The 23099-nt window shown below is 72.4% G+C and carries 15 protein-coding genes and 1 pseudogene; 4 read left to right on the top strand and 12 right to left on the bottom strand.

Translation table 11 applies throughout. The features are described from left to right. Positions 1-54: 54 nt before the first annotated feature. The 8 genes and pseudogenes from ACN26Z_RS26695 to ACN26Z_RS26730 all read right to left on the bottom strand — a co-directional run. Positions 55-1389 carry a M16 family metallopeptidase gene (locus ACN26Z_RS26695; protein ID WP_421463903.1) on the bottom strand — a complete coding sequence of 445 codons (1335 nt, stop codon included), beginning with the start codon at positions 1387-1389 and terminating at the stop codon, positions 55-57. Between the two features lie 58 nt (positions 1390-1447). Next, positions 1448-2761 carry a M16 family metallopeptidase gene (locus ACN26Z_RS26700; RefSeq protein ID WP_093405128.1) on the bottom strand — a complete coding sequence of 438 codons (1314 nt, stop codon included), beginning with the start codon at positions 2759-2761 and terminating at the stop codon, positions 1448-1450. A 102-nt stretch (positions 2762-2863) separates the two neighbouring features. Further along, positions 2864-3046 (bottom strand): hypothetical protein, encoded by a 183-nt coding sequence (locus ACN26Z_RS26705; RefSeq protein ID WP_093405125.1) that lies wholly within the window; start codon positions 3044-3046, stop codon positions 2864-2866. 274 nt (positions 3047-3320) lie between these two features. Beyond that, positions 3321-3524: a cold-shock protein gene (locus ACN26Z_RS26710; protein WP_013735772.1), complete on the bottom strand. Its 204-nt coding sequence runs from the start codon at positions 3522-3524 to the stop codon at positions 3321-3323. Positions 3525-3755: 231 nt separating this feature from the next. Beyond that, entirely contained in the window at positions 3756-7112 is a 3357-nt protein-coding gene (locus tag ACN26Z_RS26715; RefSeq protein ID WP_421463906.1) for an ATP-dependent helicase, read from the bottom strand. Beyond that, on the bottom strand, positions 7109-10738 hold the full coding sequence (locus ACN26Z_RS26720) for a PD-(D/E)XK nuclease family protein (protein WP_421463908.1): 3630 nt from the start codon (positions 10736-10738) through the stop codon (positions 7109-7111). The genes ACN26Z_RS26715 and ACN26Z_RS26720 overlap by 4 nt, the downstream gene beginning before the upstream one ends. 244 nt (positions 10739-10982) lie before the next feature. Further along, positions 10983-11528 carry a TIGR00730 family Rossman fold protein gene (locus ACN26Z_RS26725; protein WP_093405120.1) on the bottom strand — a complete coding sequence of 182 codons (546 nt, stop codon included), beginning with the start codon at positions 11526-11528 and terminating at the stop codon, positions 10983-10985. 143 nt (positions 11529-11671) lie between these two features. Then, a pseudogene (locus ACN26Z_RS26730) lies at positions 11672-12496 on the bottom strand (TIGR00730 family Rossman fold protein); the annotation flags it as partial. Positions 12497-12635: 139 nt separating this feature from the next. On the opposite strand from ACN26Z_RS26730, the gene ACN26Z_RS26735 reads away from it, so the two are divergent. Next, positions 12636-12788, top strand: a complete 153-nt coding sequence (locus ACN26Z_RS26735) for a hypothetical protein (protein ID WP_170863441.1) — start codon at positions 12636-12638, stop codon at positions 12786-12788. A gap of 37 nt (positions 12789-12825) precedes the next feature. Here ACN26Z_RS26735 and dapE read toward each other — a convergent pair whose 3' ends face one another. Continuing rightward, positions 12826-13896 carry a succinyl-diaminopimelate desuccinylase gene (gene dapE / locus ACN26Z_RS26740; RefSeq protein ID WP_093405494.1) on the bottom strand — a complete coding sequence of 357 codons (1071 nt, stop codon included), beginning with the start codon at positions 13894-13896 and terminating at the stop codon, positions 12826-12828. A 128-nt stretch (positions 13897-14024) separates the two neighbouring features. On the opposite strand from dapE, the gene dapD reads away from it, so the two are divergent. Continuing rightward, on the top strand, positions 14025-14984 hold the full coding sequence (gene dapD, locus ACN26Z_RS26745; RefSeq protein WP_421463911.1) for a 2,3,4,5-tetrahydropyridine-2,6-dicarboxylate N-succinyltransferase: 960 nt from the start codon (positions 14025-14027) through the stop codon (positions 14982-14984). A 47-nt stretch (positions 14985-15031) separates the two neighbouring features. Here the strand turns inward: dapD and ACN26Z_RS26750 are convergent, their stop codons facing one another. After that, positions 15032-18361 carry a S8 family serine peptidase gene (locus tag ACN26Z_RS26750; RefSeq protein WP_421463913.1) on the bottom strand — a complete coding sequence of 1110 codons (3330 nt, stop codon included), beginning with the start codon at positions 18359-18361 and terminating at the stop codon, positions 15032-15034. Positions 18362-18501: 140 nt separating this feature from the next. Between ACN26Z_RS26750 and ACN26Z_RS26755 the strand changes: the two genes are divergently transcribed. Both ACN26Z_RS26755 and ACN26Z_RS26760 read left to right on the top strand, forming a co-directional pair. After that, a complete protein-coding gene (locus ACN26Z_RS26755) occupies positions 18502-19059 on the top strand; it encodes a sugar O-acetyltransferase (RefSeq protein WP_421463915.1) in 558 nt (185 codons plus the stop codon). Positions 19060-19162: 103 nt separating this feature from the next. After that, positions 19163-21793: a hypothetical protein gene (locus tag ACN26Z_RS26760; RefSeq protein ID WP_421463917.1), complete on the top strand. Its 2631-nt coding sequence runs from the start codon at positions 19163-19165 to the stop codon at positions 21791-21793. On the opposite strand, the gene ACN26Z_RS26765 is transcribed toward ACN26Z_RS26760, so the two are convergent. Next, positions 21770-22417 carry a nucleoside/nucleotide kinase family protein gene (locus tag ACN26Z_RS26765; protein ID WP_282236925.1) on the bottom strand — a complete coding sequence of 216 codons (648 nt, stop codon included), beginning with the start codon at positions 22415-22417 and terminating at the stop codon, positions 21770-21772. The two genes, ACN26Z_RS26760 and ACN26Z_RS26765, sit on opposite strands and share 24 nt — an antisense overlap. After that, positions 22417-23064, bottom strand: a complete 648-nt coding sequence (locus ACN26Z_RS26770) for an SIMPL domain-containing protein (protein ID WP_093405106.1) — start codon at positions 23062-23064, stop codon at positions 22417-22419. The genes ACN26Z_RS26765 and ACN26Z_RS26770 overlap by 1 nt, the downstream gene beginning before the upstream one ends. Positions 23065-23099: the final 35 nt, after the last annotated feature.

The raw sequence follows: 23099 nt of genomic DNA on the forward strand, positions 1-23099 counted from the left end.
GACTACGCACGCCGGTGTGCGGCACCGTCGCGCGACCACGACGACGCACGCTCGTCACGGGACGGGAACGGTCTCGACCTGGGCCAGCGTGGCCAGTGACGCGGCGACCCGCTCGGCGTCGCCGAGCACGACCGTGACAGCTCGGGACGGAGCGAGATAGCGAGCCGCCACCTCGGTGACGTCGTCGACACCCACCTTCGCCAGCCGGGCCGCGTGTTCGGCCAGGAAGTCCAGCCGCAGCCCGTTGCCGGCGTACGCGCTGACCAGCGAAGCCAACCCGGCCTGAGTGGAGATGCCGAGCTGGAGTGTGCCGAGTGCGTACTGCCGAGCCTGTTCCAACTCGTCCGGCGCAGGCGGCACGGTGGCGAGCCGACCCAGCTCGTAACTCGTCTCCAACAACGCCGGTGCCGTCACCTCGGTGGCCACCTCGGCGGCGGCCACCAGCACCGAGCCGGCCACCGCGTGCTCGATCAACGAGTGCGGGCCGTAGGTGTAGCCCTTGTCCTCCCGGATGTTCTCCACCCAACGCGAGGAGAAGTAACCGCCGAAGACCAAGTTCGCCAGTTGCAGGGCGGCGTGGTCGGGATGGGTACGCGGCACCGCCGGCAACGCCACCCGCATCGACGACTGCACCGAACCGGGTCGGTCGACAAGCAGCAGCGGACCCGGTTTCAGCGGCGGGGCGGGCGGCACCTCGACCGCGTGCCCGGCACCGTTCCAGCCGCCGAGGGCCTTCTCCGCCGCGTCCAACGCCCGTTCCGGACGCAGATCCCCGACCAGTACGAGCACCGCACCCGCCGGATGCAACCGCTGGGCGTGCAGCGACCGCAACGCCGCCGGGCGGACCGCGGCGACCTGCTCCGGCTCCGGTGTCTGCACGGCGTACGGGTGCCTGTCGAAGATCCGCCGGAGCAGTGCCGTACGGGCCAGGTGCGCCGGCTGGCTCCGGGCGACCTCGATGCCGTCGACTAGCCGACTCCGCTCGACGCCCACCCACCCGGCCGGGTAGTTCGCCCCGGTGAGAACCTCGGCGAGGATCTCCAGCATCCGGTCCAGCCCGGTGGCCAGGCCGGTGCCGGAGATCATCAGCCGGTCCGGGTCGAGCCCGGCGGAGAGCCCGCCGCCGATCTTCTGCAACTCGGCGGCGATCTGCACGCTGCTCATCGTCTCCGTGCCGGCGAGCAGGGTCTGCGTGAGCAGGTGACCCCGGGCCAGGTGAGCCCGTCCGAAGGGCATCCAGAGCCGCAGCTCCACCAACGGGACCGCCGGCCGGCGCACCACGATGACGGTGAGCCCGTTGCCGAGCGTGCGCTCGGCCTGCCGGGGCAGCTTGAGCCGGCGGGTCGGTCCCAGCGGCGGCAACGGTCGTCGCGGTGCGGTCGCGGTCATCGTGCACCACCTTCCGTTCGTGACTGCGGGGCTCGCAAACCCGGCTCACTCCTCGCACTCACCGAGACCCACCTCCGGGGAGGACCTCGACGGAGGCGCGGCGCTCCGGGCGCAGGGTGGCCGCGGCAGCCCGGACCTGCTCGTCGGTGACCTCGCCGATCAGGCTCGGTAGCTCACCGAGCAACCCCGGCTCGCCGCGCTGCTGCTCCAGCACCGCCATTCCCAGCGCCCGGCCGAGCACCGCATCGGTCTCGCGCAGCAGGTGGGTGGCCATCCGGGCCTGGGTACGGGCGAGTTCGCCGTCGCCGAGCCCGTCGTGGGCGAGCCGGTCCAGTTCCTCGTCCAGCGTCCGCAGCACCTTGTCCACGTCGCCGCCGGGCGGCAGATGCGCCTGGAGCAGCAACGCGGTCGGATCGCGTACGTCGAACGGGTCGCCCATGAAACCCAGGTAGCCGCCGACGCTGGTCACCGCGCGGTCCCGGCGCACCAACCGCTCCACCAACCGCGACGCGTCCCCGTCGGTGAGCACCTCGGCCAGCACCACGTACGGCAGGTAGGCGGCGAAGTCGCCGATCGGGTCGGGTACCCGCCACGCCGAAGCCACCGCCGGCAGCGGCGCCAACTTGTCGGTGTACGCGGTGCGCCGCTCGACGGTCAGGTCCGGCTCGGCGAAGTCCGGCCGGTCGGGTGCCGGACGGGCCGGTACGTCACCGAAGTGCCGCTCGATCAGCGTGACGGCCTCGGCGGTGTCGATGTCCCCGCTGACCGCGAGCACCGCATTGCCGCTGGCGTAGTAGTGCCGGAAGAAGTCCGCGGCGTCGGCGACGGTGGCCGACTCCAGATCATCGAAGGAGCCGTACCCGTCATGGGCGTTGGGGAAGGTGTCGAACAGCACCGGGGGCAGGGTCAACCAGGGAAACCCACCGTACGGCCGGTTGAGCACGTTGACCCGGATCTCCTCCTTGACCACGTCGACCTGGTTGCGCAGGTTCTCCTCGGTCAACCGAGGGCCACGCATCCGGTCGGCCTCCAGGAACAGCGCCCGCTCCAGGGCGTTGCTCGGCAGGGTCTCGAAGTAGTCGGTGTAGTCCAGATGGGTGGAGCCGTTGAAGGTGCCGCCGGCCCCCTGCACATGTCGGAAGTGGGCCAGCTTCTCCAGGTTCTCCGAGCCCTGGAACATCAGGTGCTCGAAGAGGTGGGCGAAACCGGTGCGCCCCTCCGGCTCGGAGCGGATGCCGACGTCGTAGACGACCGCCACACCGATGACCGGGGCGCTGCGATCGGGGGTCAGGACGACCCGTAGGCCGTTGTCGAGGGTGAACCGTTCGACCGGATACCTCGTCGCTGGGATTCTCGCTCTGCGGGTCGGCACGGATCCGACCCTAACGTCTCGGCGCGCCCGCCGGTGCCGGCGTGCGAGGAAGCGCACCGCGGTCGGGTCTGCGCGAAGACCCGACCGGAGCACCGCGTCCCGTCAGCCGGACGCGGTGCCCGTACGGTCGGTCGATGCCGGTCGGTGCAGCTCCACCAGGCCGGACGGAGCGGACCCGCCCGGTGTGACCGGCCAGGGTGCGAACGTCACGGCCGTGGCCAGCAGCAGCCCGACTGCCGCCACCGCGATCACCAGAAGCAGCTCACGCGCTGCCGAGCCCACCATGGTCTTCCTCCCCCGTACCCGATCAGGAGCCCCCCGGCCCCTCCCCCCGCAGCCAGGCTTCCCGAGCCGGTTCAGGAAGACAGTCGCCCACCCGACGGTCGGTACGCTGATTGCCGACTCAGGCTTTGCGGTGCCGCTCGGTGCCAGGCTGACGCGCCGACCAGGACCGGCCGGGGATGCCGGCCTCGCGCCCGCGCTGGAAACAGGGACGGCCGGGCCACCACCGGTGCGCATTGCACGGTGGTGACCCGGCCGACGCCGGGTGACCGAGAGGTCAGAGCGGACGGATGTTCTCCGCCTGCGGGCCCTTCTGGCCCTGCACGACCTCGAACTCCACCCGCTGGTTCTCGTCGAGGCTGCGGTAGCCGGAGGACTGGATCGCCGAGAAGTGGGCGAAGACGTCCGCGCCGCCGCCGTCCGGGGTGATGAAGCCGAAGCCCTTGTCAGCGTTGAACCACTTGACGGTGCCAATAGCCATGCTTGTTTCGTCTCCTTGACGGAACGTCAACTCCGCACCTGTTGCGGAGTTGAAAGAGGAATGTCCCGAGCGAACCTGCTCGGAACGCCTGTCGCTGCTGGTCGCCCCGCCCGGAGAAGTCCGGACATAACAAAGAGCGCCTGGGGCCACATTCCGCCAGGCGCAAACAGAGCTGGTAACCGAAACTGCAACGAGAGAACCCTACCACGGATCCGGCACCACGCCAGTGCTTCATGTCGACTCGGGAACCGAGCTGATCAGCGCGGTCAGCCCGTCGACGTCGAGCAGGTCCATCGGACGGACCGTCTCCCCGTCACGCACGTAGTGGAACGCCGCACCGACCCGGTCGACCGGCACACCGGCCAGCTCCGCCCAGGCCAGCCGGTAGACCGCCAACTGCACCGCCGCCACCTCGGCCGCGGTGCCCTCCGGCCGCGCGCCGGTCTTCCAGTCGACCACGTCGAAGCGGTCGCCCGGCCGGCGGAACACGGCGTCCATCCGGCCGCGTACCACCACACCGCCGATCACCGTGGCGAACGGCACCTCCACCTCGATCGGAGTGCGGTCGGCCCACTCGCTCGCCAGAAAGCGCCGCTGGAGCTCGGCCAACTCCTCGTCCGGCGCCGCGTCCGCGTCCGCCGCCCCCGGTAGCTCGTCGGTGTCGAGCAACCGGTCCGCGCCGAACCGCTGCTCCAGCCAGGCGTGGAACGCGGTGCCCCGGCGAGCGTACGGGTTGGGCTCGGTCGGCATCGGGCGGCGCAGTGCCCGGGCCAGCCCGGCCGGATCCCGGCGCAACGCGACAAGTTGCGTCACCGACAGCTGCTCGGGCAGCGACACCTCGATCGGGCCGGAGAGCCGGCTCACCTCCGCCCGCTCGGCCAGCAGCAGCTCAGCCTCCCGTCGCCACCGGGCCACGTCCGGATCCTCCCCGACCGCGTCGTCCGGCGGGTCCCCGGCGTCGCCGTCGGTCAGGAAACGGCGGACCAGCGCCGCCGCCTCGGCCAACACCGGACGGCGAGGGCCGAGTGGATCGGCGGGCCACTCGGCCCGCAGCACCACCTCGGTGGTCGGGTTCACCGCGTCCGGCGCGGGTTCCGGCGCCCACTCGTCGACCAGGTGGCCGGCACCGCCGTCCAGGCAGGCGTCGTGCACCTCGCGGAGCAGCGCCGACGGTCCGCGCGGCCGTTTGGTGCCCTCACCCCACCAGTGGCCGGAGCAGAGCAGCAGCCGCCGGGGCCGGGTCACCGCCACATACGCCAGCCGTCGTTCCTCCCGCTCGTCGTGGGCCCGCCAGGCATCGGTGAAGTCCTCCACCGCCCGGGCCACGCCACGCTGGTCGTCCGCCTCGGCCAGGGCCAACTCGGGCAGCCCGTCGGTGTCGCCGCGCAGCGGGAACGGCAGTACGCCCAGGCCGCCGAGCCAATGGTCAGAATTGCGGACCGGCCCCGGCCACACGCCACGACTCAGCCCGGCCACCGCCACCACGTCCCACTCCAGCCCCTTGGCGGCGTGTGCGGTGAGAATCTGCACCGCCCCCTCGACCACCTCGACCTCGCCCGGCGCGAGACCGCGCTCCTCATCCTCGGCGGCGGCGAGATAGGCCAGGAACCCGGCGAGCGTGGCGGCCGGCGACTCCCCGCTGAACCGGGCGGCCACGTCACCCAACGCGTCCAGGTGCCCCCGGGCCAGCCCGGCGTCACCGGCGCCGTCGCGGCCCGCCCGCACCGCCACCTCCACGTCGAGCCCGGTGGTCCGCTCCACGTCCGCGATCAGTTCCGGCAGGGTCTGGTCCAGCCGGTAGCGGAGCAGGCCCAGTTCCCGGGCGTACGCGCGCAGCCGCGCGTACCCCTCGGCCGAGTACGCCTGCGCCGGCCCCAGGTCGGCAAGCGCCTCCACGAGGGTGGCCTCATCGAGGCGGTCTGGGGTGATCTCCGGAGCGCCGTCGTCAGCCAGCCGGCGGCGGGCCGCCGCGATGGCCCTGGCCCGACGGTGCAACGCCACCAGATCCCGCGGCCCGATCCGCCACCGTGCTCCGGTCAGCAGACGCAGCAACGCCGCCCCGTCGGTCGGGTCGGCCAGCACCCGCAGCGTGCAGACCACGTCGCGTACCTCAGGGGTGTCCAGCAGACCGCCGAGCCCGACCACCTCGACCGGCAGGCCGCGCTCGCGCAGCGCGGCGGCGATCGCCGGGATCTGGCTGCGCAGCCGGACCAGCACCGCCGTGGTCGGGCGTCGCGTCACCGGGATGTGCTCGGGCGACACGCCCGATGTGCCGGCCGCCCCACGCCAGGCGGCCAGCAGGCTGTCGGCGATCCAGTCGGCCTCGTCGGCGTAGGTCGACAGCAGCGCGCAGTGCACCGTGCCGGCGGCGGCCCCGCGCGGGCTGCGATGCGGAATCGGCTCGTCGACAGCGAGCGCGGCGTGCAGCTCGGGCACCCGCGCCCCGGCCGCGCGTAGCGGCGTGGCCAGCGCGTTCGCCACCGCCAGGATCTCCGGTCGGTTGCGCCAGCTGGTGGTCAGCCCGAGCACCCGCGCCGCGCCGCCGTCGATGCGGGCGAACTCGGTCGGGAAACGGTCGAGCGTGCCGGCGCTGGCTCCCCGCCAGCCGTAGATGGACTGGCAGGGATCACCCACCGCGGTCACCGGATGGCCGTCGCCGAACAGCGCTCTGAGCAGCACCACCTGGGCATGGCTGGTGTCCTGGTACTCGTCGAGCAGCACCACCCGGTAGCGACTACGCTCGATCTCACCGACGCCGGGATGGTCCCGGGCGACCCGAGCCGCCCGAGCGAGCTGGTCGGCGAAGTCCATCGCCTCGAAATCGTCCTTCCGGCGGGCGTACCCGCGCACCAGCGGCAGCAGCTTCAGCCGGGCCTGCTGGAGAGCGAGGGCCTTGCGTACCCCGGCGTAGATCCGCCCCGGACGTGACTGCACGTCGGCGAAGAACCGGCCGGTCCAGGCGGCCAGCTCGTCCGGCTCGACCAGGTGCTCGTCCAGCTCACCGGCGAGCGCGAGGACCGCGTCGGTGACGGTGCTCGGCATCCGGTCCACCTCGGACATGTCCCCGTCGTAGTTGCGCACGATCAGGTCGACCAGCTGCCAGCGGGACGCCTCGGTCAGCAACCGGGTGGAGGGCTCGTAGCCGGCGCGCAGACCATGCTCGGTGACGATCCGCCCGGCGTACGAGTGGTAGGTGGCCACCGTCGGCTCACCGGCGAGGGGGTCGTCGAGCGGGTTGCGCTCGCGGCGGCCCAACCGGCGGACCAGCTGGTCGAGCCGGACGCGTACCCGGTGCGCCAGCTCACCGGCGGCCTTGCGGGTGAAGGTGAGGCCGAGCACCTGCTCCGGCCGGACGTACGAATTGGCCACCAACCACACCACCCGGGCGGCCATCGTCTCGGTCTTGCCCGAGCCCGCACCGGCGACCACCAGCAGCGGCTCCACCGGCGCGGCGATGATCGCCGCCTGTTCCCGGGTGGGCGCCGGCAGGCGGAGCAGCTTCGCCAGTTCCACAGGCGTGTACCGGGGGCCGGCGTCCGCCGCGCGGGGTGCCGGTGGGACCGGCTCGAACAGGGTGGGCTGCGTCACGGCTCGACCACCTGCCGGCCCTGACCGGAGACCGGACAGCTGCTGCGCACCGGGCAGACCCGACACTTCGAGTTGGCGACCGCCGCGAAGGTCGAGGCGGCCATCGTGTCGGCGGTACGGCGCACCAGCGCGGTCGCCCAGCCGGCCTCCGGACCGTCGGTGGTCGGCGGCTGGGCCTGCTCGCGGGCATCCTTCGCGCCGGTGCCGAGCTGCACCAGTGCCGCGCCACCGGGCTCGTCGCCGAACTCGGCGAACGCGCCAGCCTCCACCGCCGCCTGGTACGCGCCCAGCTGGGGATGTTCGGCCACCTCGCGCTCGGTGACCGCGGTGGACTTGCCGGTCTTCAGGTCGACCACCACCAAGCGGCCGTCCGCGTCGATCTCCAATCGGTCGACCCGGCCGGTCAGCTCGACCGGCCGGCGCGGATCGTCGAGGCGTACCGCGAACTCCTGTTCGATGGCGAGCAGCCGGCGCGGGTTGGCGGCCAGCCAGCGCAGCAGCTTGTCGACCATCTCCTCGGCGCGGGTCTGCTCCGGACCGACCATCCACCGCGCGGCCAGCTCGATCGCGTCGAAGCGGGCGGCCACGTATTCCAGCAGCGTCTCGCGGTCGGCCCTGGCGTCCTCGGCGAGCATCGCCGCCGCGTGCACCAGGTTGCCGACGCCCTGCGCGGTGCTGGCCGGTGCGCTGCCGCCGTGCCGTTCCAACAGCCAGCGCAGGCTGCACCGCAACGCGCTCTCCATCCCGGACGGGGTCACCCGGACCGGCTCACCGTCGTCGACGATCGGCCGGTCGTCGGAGAGCGGGCGCAGCCCCCACCAGTCGTCGGGATGCGCGCCGGACACCCCGGCGGCGGCCAACCGTGCCAGTTCGGCCGCTGCCGCGCGCCGCCGGGCGAGCGGTGCCGCCGGATCGGCGACCGCGGTACGCAGCTCCGCCACCAACGCGGGCAGTGTGAGCGCCCGGGGCGGCCGACTCAGCGGCAGCCGAGCCGGCGCGGAATGCCCGTCCCCGGTGGTACCCGCCGGGCCGTCATCGTCCGGGATGCCGTCCGCCGGGGTGCCGGCTGGGAGCGGCTCGTCCGGCGGCTGGGGCCGCGGCGGACCGCCGGCACCACCCGGATCGTCGGTGGGGCCCAGCTCGTAGAGGAATCGGCTGGGTTGCTCCTCGTGGTCGTCGCCGCCCACTGACGCGGAGGCGACCGCGCTGACCAGCAACCGCCGCCGAGCACGGCTCACCGCGACGTGGAACAGCCGCCGCTCCTCGTCGAGCAGCGCCGAGGTCTGCCCGACCACGGTGGCGAGCGCGGCCGCGCCGTCGCCTCGGCCGGCAAGCACGTCGACCAGGCGCTCCGAGCCGAGCAGGCTGCCGCGCAGCCGCAGATCCGGCCAGACACCCTCCTGCACCCCGGCCACCGCGACCAGGTCCCACTCAAGTCCCTTGGCCGCGTGCGCGGTGAGCAGCCGCACGGCGTCGCCCCGGTCGGCGGTCGGTGCGAGCGTGTCGGCCGGCAGCTCCTGACCGAGCACGTGGTCGAGGAAGACCTCGGTACGCGCGCCCGGCAGCCGATCGGTGAACCGGGCGGCGGCGTCGAAGAGGACAAGTACGGCGTCCAGGTCACGGTCGGCCGCCTCGGCCCGGCGACGCCGGGCGAGATCACCCTCGCCGGCCACTGTCGGGCCTCGGGTCAGCGCGGCCGACCACAACTCGGCCAGCCCACTGGCCCGCCATACGGCCCAGAGGACCTCCTCCGCGGTGGCGGCCGGCCGTTCGGCCGCCTCCCGGGCGACGGCCAGCAACCCGGCCACCGTCTGCGCCGGCTCGGCCCAACGCCGCTCGACTCCGATCAGCTCGGCCGGGTCACGGAGCGCCTCGATGATCAACTCTCCGGAGGGCCGCCGGTCGCCCCGGGCCAGGGCGAGGGCACGCAGGCCCTGCCGCAGGCGCCGCTCCGCCAGCGGGTCGGCACCACCGAGCGGCGAGTGCAGCAGCGCGACCGCGGCCTCCTCGTCGAGCCGCTCCGGCTCCAACGCGCAGCGCAGCAGGAGCAGCAGCGGCGCGACCGCCGGTTGCAGGTGCAGCGGAAGATCCTCACCGTGCACCACGGTCGGCACGCCGGCCGCGTGCAGCGCCCGACGCAGCCCGGGCAGCTGCCGGGCGGTGGAGCGGACCAGCACCGCCATCCGCGCCCACGGGACGCCGTCGAGCAGGTGTGCCTCCCGTAACGCGTGCGCCAACCACGCCGCCTCACTCGTGGTCGAGGAGAACGTGCGTACCTCCACCGTCCCCGGTGGGGTGTCCGGCAGCGGTCGTAGCTGCCGGTGTGCGGCCGGCCCGCGCAGCCGTCGGCCCAGCCGGGTGGTGGCGGCCAACAGCCGCTCCCCCGCGCGGTAGCTGGTGGTCAGCAGCACCTGGGCGGCCGGTGCGCCGGAGGCGGTCCGGAACCGGTGGGGGAAGCTCGTCACTCCGCCCGGGTCGGCTCCCCGGAAGGCGTACGTGGAGGAGTCGGGATCGGCGAAGGCGACCAGGGAAAGGCCGCCGCCGGCCACCGTGTCCAGCAGCTCCAGCTGCGCGGGGTCGGTGTCGGCCAGCTCGTCGACGTAGACGTGCGCCAGCCGGCGCCGCTCGGCGGCGAGCAGCTCCGGATCGTCGCGCAGCATCCCGGTGGCGGCCCGGACCAGCTCCGCCGGGTCGTAGGCGACCGAGCCGCGGTTGGCCACGTCACGCAGGGCCAGCACGGCCACGTACTGCCGGAGGAACCGGGCGGCGGCCGGCCAGTCGGCGCGGCCGAGCCGCTCACCGAGCCGGGCCAGCTCGACCGGGCCCACCCCCCGCTCGGCGGCACGCATCAGCAGGTCGCGCAACTGGGCGGCGAATGCCCGGGTACGCAGCGCCGGCCGCAGATCCGCCGGCCAACCGACCTGGTCGTCGTCGGGCTCCGCGTCGGCCTCCGCGTCGGCCTCCGCACCGACGACGTCGAGCAGCTCGCGAATGATCAGATCCTGCTCCGGACCGGTGAGCAGCCGGGGTGACGGTTCGCCGCGTTCGGCAGCGGCCCGTCGCAGCAGACCGAAGGCGTACGCGGGGAAGGTGCGCACCAGCGGCTCACGCAGCACCCGCTGACCGGTCGCGGCGATCCGCGCCTCGATCCGGTGCCGCAGATCGGCGGCACCGCGTCGGCTGAAGGTGAGCACCAGAATCCGCTCCGGGTCGACACCCTCGGTCACCCGGGCGGTGACCGCCTCGATGAGGGTCCGGGTCTTACCCGTGCCCGGCCCGCCCACCACGAGCATTGGACCAGCAGTGTGCGCGACGACCTCCGCCTGCCGCGGATCGATCTGCCCCGGCGCGGCCTGACCCTGTTCGGCCTGACCGGACGCGGCGTGACCCGGCGCGGCCTGACCTGACCTGATCTGACCCTGCCCGGCCTGACCTGACGTGATCTGACCCTGCCCGGCCTGATCCGGCGCGCCCTGACCCTGCCCGGCCTGACCTGACCTGACCTGATCCGGCGCGCCCTGCCCCTGCCCGGCCTGCGGGTGAGCGGCATCCGAGGGGGGCTCGACGGACGGGCCGCTCCCCTCGGTCGGCCCGGCGGGCCGACGCACCAACCGGTACGCCTGCATCCCGCCATCCCATCACGGCCCTGCGACACCGCCCGACCCGCCACACCCGCCCGGTCGGTGTCCGGCGCTCGGCTTGCGGCAAGTCGGGGCTTCCGCTCGACGGGAAGGCCCGGTTCGCCGCATCCCAAGCCGATCACAAGCCGAGCCGACCGCATCCCGAACCGACCGCATCCCGAGCCGACCACGTCCCGAGCCGGGCGGCCGGGGCGACGGGCGGCCGGGCCGCGTCACGGCCAGGCGGCGGTCAGGTGAGGTGGGATTCGATCAGATCGAGCGCACTCGGGACGGTGTCGACCGACCGCAGCAGGTCGAAGCCGGCGGGCTTGAGGAAGGTCTGATCGGTCAGCTTGCGCAACCACTCCAGCAGCGGGTCGTAGAAACCGTCGGTGTCGACCAACACCATCGGCTTGTGGTGTAGGGCGAGCGTCGCGGTGGTCCAGACCTCGAAGAGTTCGTCGAGCGTGCCGAGCCCGCCGGGCAGGGTGAGGAAGGCGTCCGACTTCTCGATCATCAGGATCTTCCGACTGGCCATCGACTCGGTGACCAGCAGTTCGTCGGAGGCGAGGTCGGCGACCTCCAGGTCGACAAGTGCCTGCGGGATCACGCCCACCGTGCGACCTCCCGCCGCGCGTGCGCCGTTGACCAGCGCACCCATCATCCCGACGCAGCCCCCGCCGCTTACCAGCGTGTGCCCACGCCGAGCAATCTCCGCACCGGTGTCGGCAGCCAGGTCCAGCCAACGCTTGTCGAGCGTGCGGGAGGATGCGCAGAACACGCAGATCGCGGCCATCGTCAGCGCCCCGCCGGGTCGTCGGTCGCGGCGGATTCGTCCGCGGCGACCGACGACCCGTCAGCAGCAGCCGACCTCTCCGCCGCCTGCCGGTTGAGGCCAGCCGAACCCTGCGCAGCCGCCTGCCCGTTGGCGGCGGCCGACTCGGTGGCGGCGGCCTGCTGGTCGGCGGCGACCCGGGCGACGGCTTCCTCGCGGACGGTCTCCTGCTCGACGCTGAGGGCGGCCTCGGCCTCCACGATGTGCCGCACCGCCGCCGCGACATCGTCGGTGACGCAGATCAGCTCCAGATCGACCGGGCCGATCTTGCCTTCGGCGGCCATCGTGTCACGCAGCCAGTCGAGCAGCCCTTGCCAGTAGTCCGCGCCCATCAGCACCACCGGGAACCGGGTGACCTTCCCGGTCTGCACCAGGGTGAGCGCCTCGAAGAGTTCGTCCATGGTGCCGAACCCGCCGGGCAGCACCACGAACGCCTGGGCGTACTTGACGAACATGGTCTTGCGGGCGAAGAAGTAGCGGAAGTCGATGGCCAGGTCGACCCACTCGTTGATGCCCTGCTCGAAGGGGAGTTCGATGCCGAGGCCGACGGAGTGGCCGCCGGCCTCGCTGGCCCCCCGGTTGACCGCCTCCATCACGCCCGGACCGCCGCCGGTGATCACCGCGTAGCCGGCCCGGGCCAGCGCCGCCCCCAGCGCCTCGGCGAGCTGACACTCGGGGCTGTCCGGCTTGCTGCGCGCCGACCCGAAGACGCTGACCGCCGGCGGCAAATCGGCGAGGGTGTCGAAGCCCTCCACGAACTCGGAGAGGATCCGCAACGCCCGCCAGGCGTCCTTCGTCTTCCAGTCGGCCCGCGCCCGGGAGTCCAGCAGGCGTTGATCCGCAGTGCTATTGGTGATCGACTGGCGACGTAGTGTGACGGCGCCGCGATGCCGCTCCTGTTCTCGTTCGCGCCGGTTGCTCTGGGTCATGGAAGCAACCGTAGTGGAGTCCGGCCGGAGAACCCGGCAAACACTTTGTGATCTTGTGCAACCAAATCGCTTTCCCGTACGTCTTACTATTCACATACCGGGTATGCCCCGGCGCGCAGGCTTCGGGGGAGGAGACAGCGTGATCAGCAACAACGAACGGATCCGGATTCGCCGCCAGATGCAGCGACGCATCCGCGACGTGGTGGCCGAGCGCCGCCGCACCCGCCTGCTCGACAAGCCACCCGAACCGCCGACCGATCCGGGCGCTGAGTCCCACCTGAGCGCCGTCTGACCGTCGACGCGCTCACCCGCTGACGGGGCCGGGACGATCAGGCGGCAAGCCAGCGATGCAGCGTCGCCGCACCGTCGCGGATCTTGCTGATCTCGACGTGCTCGTCCGGGTGGTGGGCCAGGTTCGGATCACCCGGGCCGAAGTTGAGCGCCGGAATCCCCATCGCGGCGAACCGGGCCACGTCGGTCCAACCCAGCTTGCCGATGGGCGCGGCGCCCACCGCCGCCAGGAACTCGCGGGCGGGAGCCGCCTCCAGCCCGGGCAGGGCACCGGCCGCGCAGTCGGTCACGGTCAGTTCGTAGTCCGCGAAGACCTCACGCAGGTGCGCCTCGGCCTCGGCCGGCGTACGGTCCGGCGCGAAGCGGTAGTTCACCTCGATCTCGCACCGGTCCGGCACCACGTTGCCGGCGACCCCGCCGTGGATGCGGGTCGCGTTCATCCCTTCCCGGTAATCGCAGCCGTCGATGGTTACCCGCCGGGCCTGGTACGTCGACAGGCGGCGGAGCACCTCACCGGCACCATGGACCGCGTTGACCCCGTGCCAGGAACGGGCCGAGTGGGCCCGTACCCCGGTGGTCACCACCACGGCTCGCATGGTGCCCTGGCAGCCGGCCTCGACGATGCCGTACGTCGGCTCCAACAGCAGCGCGAAGTCGGCCTCCAGCCAGTCCGGGTGCGCCTGCGCGACCAGGTGCAGGCCGTTGTACCTCGACTCGATCTCCTCGGCCTCGTAGAAGAAGTACGTCACGTCGTAGCGTGGCGCGGGCAGGCTCGTCGCGAGATGCAGTGCATAGGCGACCCCGGACTTCATGTCCGAGGTGCCGCAGCCGTACATCAGGTCGCCGCGCAGGGTCGACGGGAAGTTGTTGTTCAGCGGCACCGTGTCCAGGTGGCCGGCGAGCACCACCCGGGAAGCCCGCCCCAGGTCGGTACGGGCCATCACGGTGTTGCCGTACCGGTAGGTGGTCAGGTGCGGGACCACCCGCAGAACCTCCTCCACGCAGTCGGCGATGGCCTTCTCGTTGAGGGACACGGACTCGATGTCGACCAGCGCGCGGGTCAACGCCACCGGATCGGCGAGGACCTCGGGGGTAAGCGGGTTCTCCATGGTCCGCACGGTACCGTCACAACCGGCGACCGTGAGACGCGAGCCCTTCGACGCAGCACGAGGCGTGGGCCGGAGAGCCGCAGTCGCGAGCAGCAGCAGCAGCCCGCAGGGGAACGAGAGGTGAGTAAGTGACGTCCACACAATCCGCGTGGGGCATCGGCCTGGCCACCGTCACCGCCGAGGACCAGGTGCTGGACGCCTGGTACCCGACCGGCAAGCTGGGCCTCGGCGAGCTGCCACTGGTCGCCGGTGAGGACGAGGCCGACGTGCTGGACCTGCCGCCCGGCGCGATCGGCGACCGAGCCCTGCCGGGTCTGCGTACCGTCCAGGTGGTCACCGTCATCGGCTCGCTCGACGATCCGATCAAGGACGCGGCGGACGCGTACCTGCGGCTGCACCTGCTCTCCCACCGCCTGGTGCGGCCCAACGAGATCAACCTCGACGGCATCTTCGGCAAGCTGGCCAACGTGGCCTGGACCTCCGCCGGGCCGTGCCCGCCGGAGCGGGTGGACGAGTTGCGCGTCATCGAGCGGGCCGCCGGCCGCCACCTCGGGGTGTACGGGGTGGACAAGTTCCCGCGGATGACCGACTACGTGGTGCCCTCCGGGGTGCGGATCGCCGACGCCGACCGGGTCCGGCTCGGCGCGCACCTCGCCGCCGGTACCACAGTCATGCACGAGGGCTTCGTCAACTTCAACGCCGGCACGCTCGGCACCTCGATGGTCGAGGGGCGCATCGTGCAGGGCGTGGTGGTGGGTGACGGTTCGGACATCGGCGGCGGCGCCTCCATCATGGGCACCCTCTCCGGCGGCGGCACCGACAAGGTACGCATCGGCGAGCGGAGCCTGGTCGGTGCCAACGCCGGCGTCGGCATCTCGCTCGGCGACGACTGCGTCGTCGAGGCGGGTTGCTACATCACCGCCGCCTCGAAGATCAGTCTCCCGGACGGCCGGGTCGTCAAGGCCCGCGAGCTGTCCGGCGTCGACGGGTTGCTGTTCTGGCGCAACTCGGTCTCCGGCGCGCTGGAGGCCCGTCCCCGCACCGGCCGGGGCATCGAGCTGAACGCCGCCCTGCACGCCAACGACTGAAGCCCCGGCGGGGCGAGCCCTGATCGGGCCCGCCCCGCCGGTGCGGCTCACCGCAGGCGGTACGCCTGAATGATCCGCTGGGTGACGGTGTTGCCGTCGGTGTCGCGGGCGGTGGCCCGCAACGACACGTGGCCGGTGCCGCGTGGGTGCTGCACGGTGGCCTGCCAGCCGCTACCGACCTTGCGTAGCTTGGCGCGCTGCCAGCGCTTGCCGCCGTCGTAGGAGACCTCGACGGTCAACGACGCCGTCTTCGCCACCGGTGCGCCGGGTTGGCGCTGCAACGCGACCGGAATCACGAAGGACCGGCCCGCCGGAGCCGCGTTCCGCTCGTCCAGCCGCGGCGCGAACCGGATCGCGGAGGCGGGCAGCCGCACCGGGTCGTCGCCGCGTACGTGCCGGGACCGGAAGGTCCAGGTGGTGGCAACCTCCGTGCTCAGGTCGCTTACCGTACGTTTCGCCGACGTCTCCAGCCGGTACCTGGCGGGACCGGCGGGCACCTCGAACTGGCCCCAGCCGGGATCCTCGGACTCATTCACCAGTTTGCCGTTGCGGTACAGGGCGGTACGTCCGGCGTCCGTAAGCGAACTGCCCAGGTGTCCGGCCGCGTCGCTGTACAGCGGCACGGACAGCGTGATCAGGTCACCCTGCCGGGTCAGGCCGTCGTCCGGCCAGCGCGGCACCGGGAACGACTGTCCGTGGGGCGCACCGTTCCAGACCTCCCGGTAGGTCCGCCCGGCCCGGTACGTCGTCGGTTCCGAGAAGAGCACGGCCACCGGTTCGAGCCAGGGCACGTCGTCGCTGCGCGTGCCGAACCACAGCTCGGTACTCCAACGCACCGCCCCGGTGTTGTAGTACTCGACCCGCTGACCCGGTACCGCGGAAGGCAGCCCGACCGCCCAGCCGCCCAGGTCGGGCTCGAACAGGGCGAAGGACATCCGCTCGGCGAGCGTGCCGGGGTAGCCGTCCCGGAACGTCTGCTTGACGGTGGCCAGGTCACTGCTGCGGTAGTGCCGGGTCAACCCGGCAGGCATCCGGCCCGGCACCATCTCGGCGAGGGCGTAGAGATACGGGCTGCTGGCCGCCTCCAGGTCGGCGAACTGGCTGCTGAACACGGCGAAGAAGTGGTCTGCCGCAGTCCGGCCGCCGAGCTGCCCGGTGAACAGCCCACCGAAGTCGTCGGCGACCGCACCGAACCCGGCTATCCCCTCGTCGAACAGGAAGTACGCGTCGACAGCGACGAGCGCCGGCGTCGCCGACCGGTCCGGCACCGTCATCCGCACCGGCTTCGCCGTACGCGCGTCCACCACGGTCTCGGCGTCCGACTCCACCACCAGTTCCGGCTGGGTCATCAGCACCAGTTCCTCGCTGGCCTCGTCGAACAGGAAACTGGCCAGCCCGTACCGCCCCTTGGGCACCCGCACCTCGGCGGTGCCGTCCGGGTCGGACACGAAGATGTCGGTGAAGTCGTCCAGCCCGAGCAGGAAGGTCGCGTACTCGTCCGGCACGGCACCCTCACGGCTCAGGTGGCGCAGGGTCAGCGTGTAGCTCTCCACCTCCTTGTGCACGGCCACCGGCGTGATCGCCACCAGGTCACCGGCACGGGCGACCACCCGACCGGTGTAGTGGCCGTCCGGGCTGTCGACGCTGGTGTCGACGGTGACCGTGGCCGACGCGGTCCCGCCCGCCGGCACCTGGACCTGCTGCGTACCGAGCGTGAACACGCCGGCCGGCGCGGGTTCGCCGTCCGGGCCGGTGGCCTCGATGCTGAGGTCCAGGGTGAGCGGCGCGGTGCCGGTGTTGCGCCAGGTCACCTCGCGCTGGATCGGTTCGTCGTCGGCGTGCGGCCAGAGCGTCCGGCCGAACGAGACGCTCGCCGGCTCGCTGACCACCGACTGGTTGATGGCACGCGCCACGTCGACCCGGCCGGCACCCTGCTGGTACGCGGTCAGGTCCGGATGCGGCAGGGCCGAGGCCATCAGGGTGGCCTTCAGCCGCTCCGCCGTCGCGTCGGTGTGCTGCTGGGCGAGCAGCGCCGCCGCACCGGCCACGTGTGGTGCGGACATCGAGGTGCCGGAGAGCGAGACGTACTGCTCGCCGACCGGTTCACCGAGTTGCGTGCCCTCCCCCCGGGCGGCCACGATGTCCACTCCCGGGGCGGTGATCTCCGGCTTGAGGGCGTCGTCACCGACCCGCGGGCCCTGGCTGGAGAAGTCGGCGAGTTGGTCGTCCCGGTCGACCGCGCCGACGGCGAGCGCGGCGTCGGCGCTGGCCGGCGAGCCGACCGTGCCGGTCCGTCCGGCGTTGCCGGCGGAGATCACGAAGAGGGCACCGGTCTGCTCGGTGAGCGTGTTCACCGCCTCCTCAAGCGGATCGACCTCCGGAGTGTCCGCCCCGCCCAGGCTGAGGTTCACCACGTCGGCCTCGACCTCGGTGGCGGCCCACTGCATGCCGGCCAGGATGGCCGACTCGGTGCACCCGTACTCCTCGCAGACCTTGCCGGAGAGCACTGTCGCGTCGGGTGCCACACCCCGGTTGCGGCCGTCCGAGGCGGCGCCGCTGCCCGCGATGATCGAGGCGACGTGGGTGCCGTGCCCCACGATGTCGCCCGGGTTCGTCTCCTCGGTGAAGTTCCTCGACTCGGCGACCCGGCCGGTGAGGTCGGGATGCGCGGCGTCGACGCCGGTGTCAAGCACCGCCACGCGTACCCCCTGACCGGTGAAGCCGGCCTGGTGGGCGGCGGGCGCCCCGATCTGCGGCACGCTGTGTTCCAGCGTCAGCTGCCGCCGGCCGTCGAGCCAGATCCGCTCGACACCCCCCGCCGCGTCGAACCGGGCGCCGCTGGCACCGGCGACCGTGGCCCAGACCTGGCCCACGCTTTGCTTGTCCGCGGTGGCCGCGACACCACTGATGGCGGTCAGGTCACGGGTGACGGTCACCCCGTCGGGTGTGCCGGCCCGCCGAGCGTTCGACCCGTAGGTCATGAGCAGCGGCAGGTCGTCGCGGTGCGCGTCGTCGTAGCCGGCGGCGATCAGCCCGGCCACGTCGAAGAGCCGGCGGTCGACCCGCCCGTCGCGGATCAACGGCAGGGCGTCCTGCGGCACCACCCAGAGGTGATCCCGCTGCCGCTGGGTGAGAAAGCGGATGCCGTCGCGGCCCTCGGCCGGACGTACGCTCGCCCCGCGCGCAGTGACCGTGACCTGGTCACCGGTGACCAGGGTGACGGTGGTGGCACCGCGGCCGGCGTCCGGCCTGTCGGTCAGGGACTGGGTCGGTAGGGCCGCTGTCGGCGCAGCCGGTGCGGCCGTGGCCGCCGCCGGTACGCCGAGCACCAGACCCAGCACGAGTCCGGTGGCGGTCAGTTTGCTCCTTCGTCGCAACTGAATCCTCCTCTGGAGCGTCTACATCGATGTAGGACACATCGACTCTCATCACACTTGCATACTGAGTATGCAAATGGGAGTCAAGAATTCGACGAAGTTGAGTCCTTGCCGCGACGGCGCCGGGCATGATCGGACGGATGACGTCCATGAAGGAACGCATGCTCGCCGGTGAGGCCTACCTGGCCGACGACCCGGAACTGATCGCCGACCACCTCCGTGCCCTGCGCCTGATGGAACGGATCAACAACATTGGCGTCGACGATCAGGAGGCACGTCAGGCGGCGCTGCACGAGCTGCTCGGCGAGCTCGGCGAGGAGACCGGCATCCGGCCACCCTTCTACTGCGACTACGGCTACCACATCCGGATCGGGCCCCGCAGCTTCGTCAACTACCACGCGGTCTTCCTCGACGTCGCACCGATCACCATCGGCGCCGACGTCCAGATCGGCCCGAACGTGCAACTGCTCACCCCCACCCACCCGGTGGATCCGGAACCACGTCGGGCGAAGTGGGAGGCGGCCCGGCCTATCACCATCGGTGACAACGCCTGGCTCGGCGGCGGAGCGATAGTCCTCGCCGGAGTCACCGTCGGTGACAACACAGTGGTCGGGGCGGGTGCCGTGGTGACCCGTGATCTTCCCGCCAAAGTCGTCGCGGTCGGTAACCCGGCCCGCCCGGTACGCCAACTCAATTGACCCTCGATTAACCTTCTACCTGCGCAAACATCTCCCTGGCGAGTGGCGACCAGTGCACCGCATCGGGCACTGTAGGTGACAGATGCGTCACCGGGAGGCTCGCATGGGAGGCCGGATCCTCGAACTACGCGTACACGGAGTGTCCAACACACCGCCGGCCGAGACCCTGGGGCTGACAGCTGAACCCGGGGGTGAGTCACCTCAGCCACGGCTCGTCGCGGGCGGCCCGGTCACCGGTTTCTACCGCTCTGCGGCAGCCGCGCCGCTCGACCCGATCGTCGTCGAGGCGTACAGCTGGGGGCAGTTGACCTCCGGCGCGCGAACCGCACGCGACGTGGAGCGGGCCCTGTGGACGCTGCTGCTGCCCTTCACCCTGGCCAACGTGGCGCTGCACGCCCGTCCGGGCATACCGGCGGACCCCACCACCGAACGGCTGGCCAGCCGCTCCGGAATGACAGCCTGGCTGATCAGGCTGTTCTGCCTGAGCCTGACCGGCACCCCCGTGCTGGCGATGACCGGCGTAGGAGTCGATCTCATCGGCTGGCAGTGCGTGGACGAGGGCTGCCTGAGCCGGATTCCGGGCCCGTGGGAGTTCCTCGCCGGTTCCTGGTGGCAGCAGGGCGGGCGGGCCCTGGCCGTCGGCCTGACCGTGCCACTCGCCATGATCGGAGTGCTCGGCCTGGTCACCTGGCGGACCTACCAGTACGAGGCGGTGATGCCCGCCGACCCCACCACGAACCCTGCGGGACGCCGTACCCCGCCGCCGGCAGACGTCGACGTGCCGGTCGGCCAGCCGGCGCAGGAGCCGCCGCCCGTGCCCGAGCCACCACCCGGCCCCCCGACCAATCCCCTCCAGGACCCCACGTTCTGGTGGGGGGAGGGACAGCTACGTCGGGCGGCCGTCCTGCACCTGTGCACCGGCACGGTGGTGGCGGCAGCGGTCCCGCTCGGCACGGTCACCGTGCTCGACCCGCCACACGGCGCACGGGCGGTGCTCACCTGGACGGCCGTGGCCGCCTTCATCGCCGTCCTGACGGTCACGCTGGTGGCCATCGGCCGACCCTTCCTGACCCGACGCGACGGTGCCACCCCGCTCGGCCGATGGAGCATCGCGGTCATCCTCCTCACCGGACTCGGCCTGGCCGGCACCTTCGCGGTGCTGCTGCTGCCCGACGGCACCGCAGGCAGCGCGCTTGCGGAACTGCGTCCGACCGCCGGCTGCGACCTTGATCCCACCCAGCCCGGATGCCGGACTGACCGGTCGCTGCCGGGCTTCGACCGGGTCATCGCGTGGCTGGGCACCGGCCAACTGCTACTGCTCATCGCGATCGGCGCGACCGCCCGCTCCGGACGGCGCGGCGGCGCCACAACGGCCGCCATCGCGCTGCTGATCGCCCTCGGCGCCGCCTGGTGCCACGGTTGGCTGCCTGCCGCACCACCGGCCCCAGTGACGCTGTGGCAGTTCGCCCTGCCGTTGCTCACCCTCGCCACGGTCGGCCTGCTGCTGCCCCGGATCCGCCCCACCACGGTCAAACAACCCCTCGAACCGCACACCGACCTGGCCTGGCGCGGTCGGGCGCCCGCCGTCATCGCCGGCTTCGGCTGGCTGCTCAGCCTCGCGTACAGCGCCGGCGTGCTCTACTGGGTCGCCAACCGGCTCAACGGCGGGGACACCTCCGCCGGCCGGTCCGTGGTGGTCACGCCAGCACCGGTGGCCTGGGCCGGCCTGACCTTCGCCGCCGCACTGCTGATCCTCGCCCTGGTCGCCGTCCGCGCCGTGGTGCTGTTCCACCGACTGCGCCGCCGGGAGTACGCCCGGCTGAGTGCCCGGGGCGGCCGACTGTCCGCACACGACCTGCGTCGCGCCCGGGACGTCAGCACCCACCAGGCGCTGCACCGACTGGTCGGCGAACACGCGCTGCGCCTGATCGGCTGGTACGCCGGCACGATGGCCGTCGTCGCCGTGCTGAGTTGCGTGGCCGTCCTCTCCGCGGCCCGCCCGCAGAACATGACGACAGGCGGAACAACCGCGGTGATCAAGGCGGTGGGTGACGTCGGCGACGCGCTGCTCGGGTTGCTTCCGGTGGCGGTGGCCGCCGTCGGCCTGCTGGTCTACCGCAAGAACGCCATCCGCCGCTCCGTCGGCGTGGTCTGGGACGTGGGCACCTTCTGGCCGCGCGCCGCCCACCCGCTCGCGCCACCGAGCTACGCCGAGCGGGCGGTGCCCGAACTGCTCACCCGCACGGCCGGGCTTATCGCACTGGCCGAGCACGACCCGCGCCGGGTGGACGGCATCATCCTGTCCGGGCACAGCCAGGGCACGGTGATCTGCACCGCGGTCATCCTGCAGATGCCGAACCGGTGGCGGCGCCGGATCTGGTTCTTCTCCTACGGCTGCCAGCTGACCCGCCTCTACGGCCGGATCTTTCCCGCCTACTTCGGGCCGGACCGGCTACCGGTGCTGGCCGAGGCGCTGACCCGCCCGGGTGGCGGCACCCGATGGACGAACTTCTGGCGGGACACCGACCCGCTCGGTTGGCCGGTCACCGCCGGGGAACGGGACATCGCGGTGACCGACCCGGAGGCACTGCATCCGAGCGACGGCGAAGTCGCCGACCCACCGATCCGCAGCCACAGCGGTTACCCGGAGGCCGCCGAGTTCCAACGGGAGAGATCCCGGGTGGCGTGGCTGCTGCGGCGGGCGGTCCCGTCACCCCGGCGGGGGCTCGGCTAGGCGTACCACCAGGTCGGCCCGGTCGGCGGTGTCGGCCACCAGCGCCGCGTTGACCTCGTCGCTGCCCAGCGCCCAGGCTCGGGCGTCCTGCTCCGACCGGCCGTAGGCCATGTGTCGGGCGACCAGCCGCTGCCGCCGCAGGTCGGCGTCGAGGTCCAGGAACCACGCCTCGTGCAGCAGGGCGCGTATCTCGTCCCAGGGCCAGTTCGGAATCAACAGGTAGTTGCCCTCGGTGACCACCAACCGGACCTCCGGTGGCACCTCGATCGCACCGGCGATCGGCTCCTCCAGATCCCGACGGAACTGCGGCGCCCAGACCGACGTCGGTTCCTTGCGCCGCAGCCGACGCAGCAGCGAGACGTAGCCGTTGGCGTCGAAGGTGTCGACCGAGCCCTTCCGCAACTCCCGGCCGAGCCGACGCAACTCGTCCTGTGCGAGGTGGAAGCCGTCCATCGGCACCAGCCGGGCCGCCGGGCCGACCGCCTCGACCACCTGTGCGGCCAGCGTGGACTTGCCGGCGCCAGGTGCCCCGGTGATGCCGAGCAGCTGTCTCGGGCCGGCATCGGCCAGCCCCCGGGCCCGCTCCAGCAGCGCCTCGACCGACAGCACCTGCGCGACGGTCATCAGGACAGGACCGGCCGGCTGATCGTGAACCGGGCCCGCACGGCCGCGTGCACGCCCTGCGGCTGCGGGTCGAGTTCCAGCTCCGGGGTGCCACCGGCCTCGACGCCACCGGCGTCGAACGCCATCCGAGCCATCATCGGTTGGGCGGTGCCGCCCTCGTCGGACAACTCGACCAGGTCGGTGACCTGGGCGCCGAGCGCCTCGGCGTACTCGCGGGCCCGCTGCAACGCGTCACTGATCGCGGTGTGCCGGGCCTGCCGGTAGGCCGGGCTGTCGGGACGCAACGCCCACCACGGGCCCGCCACCTCGACCTGATCCTGGTCGGCCAAGCGCAACATCAACTCGCCGAGGGCGGTGAAGTCGCTGACCGTCACCGTGGTGACCACCGAACCGTGCCAGGCCACGACCCGTTCCCCGGAGCGGCGGGTCTCGGGGCGCACCCGCAGCTCGCCGGTCTCGCGCCGGTCGATCGTCGGGCCGTACGAGTCGAGCAGGACCCGGATCGCCGCGGCCCGCTCGGCCAGCCGGGTCAACGTCGGCTCCCGTTCCCGGTCCCGGGCCAGCGCGGTCACCGTGAACCGGGCGAGTTCCGGCGTGACCTCGCGGTACGCCTCGCCGCGTACGGTCACGACTGGTCCGTCCACCATGCCCTCACCCTACTGGCGGGCCCGTCGCCGCGCCC

The sequence above is a fragment of the Verrucosispora sp. WMMD703 genome (assembly GCF_049178935.1).
GTDB classification, from domain to species: domain Bacteria; phylum Actinomycetota; class Actinomycetes; order Mycobacteriales; family Micromonosporaceae; genus Micromonospora; species Micromonospora sediminimaris.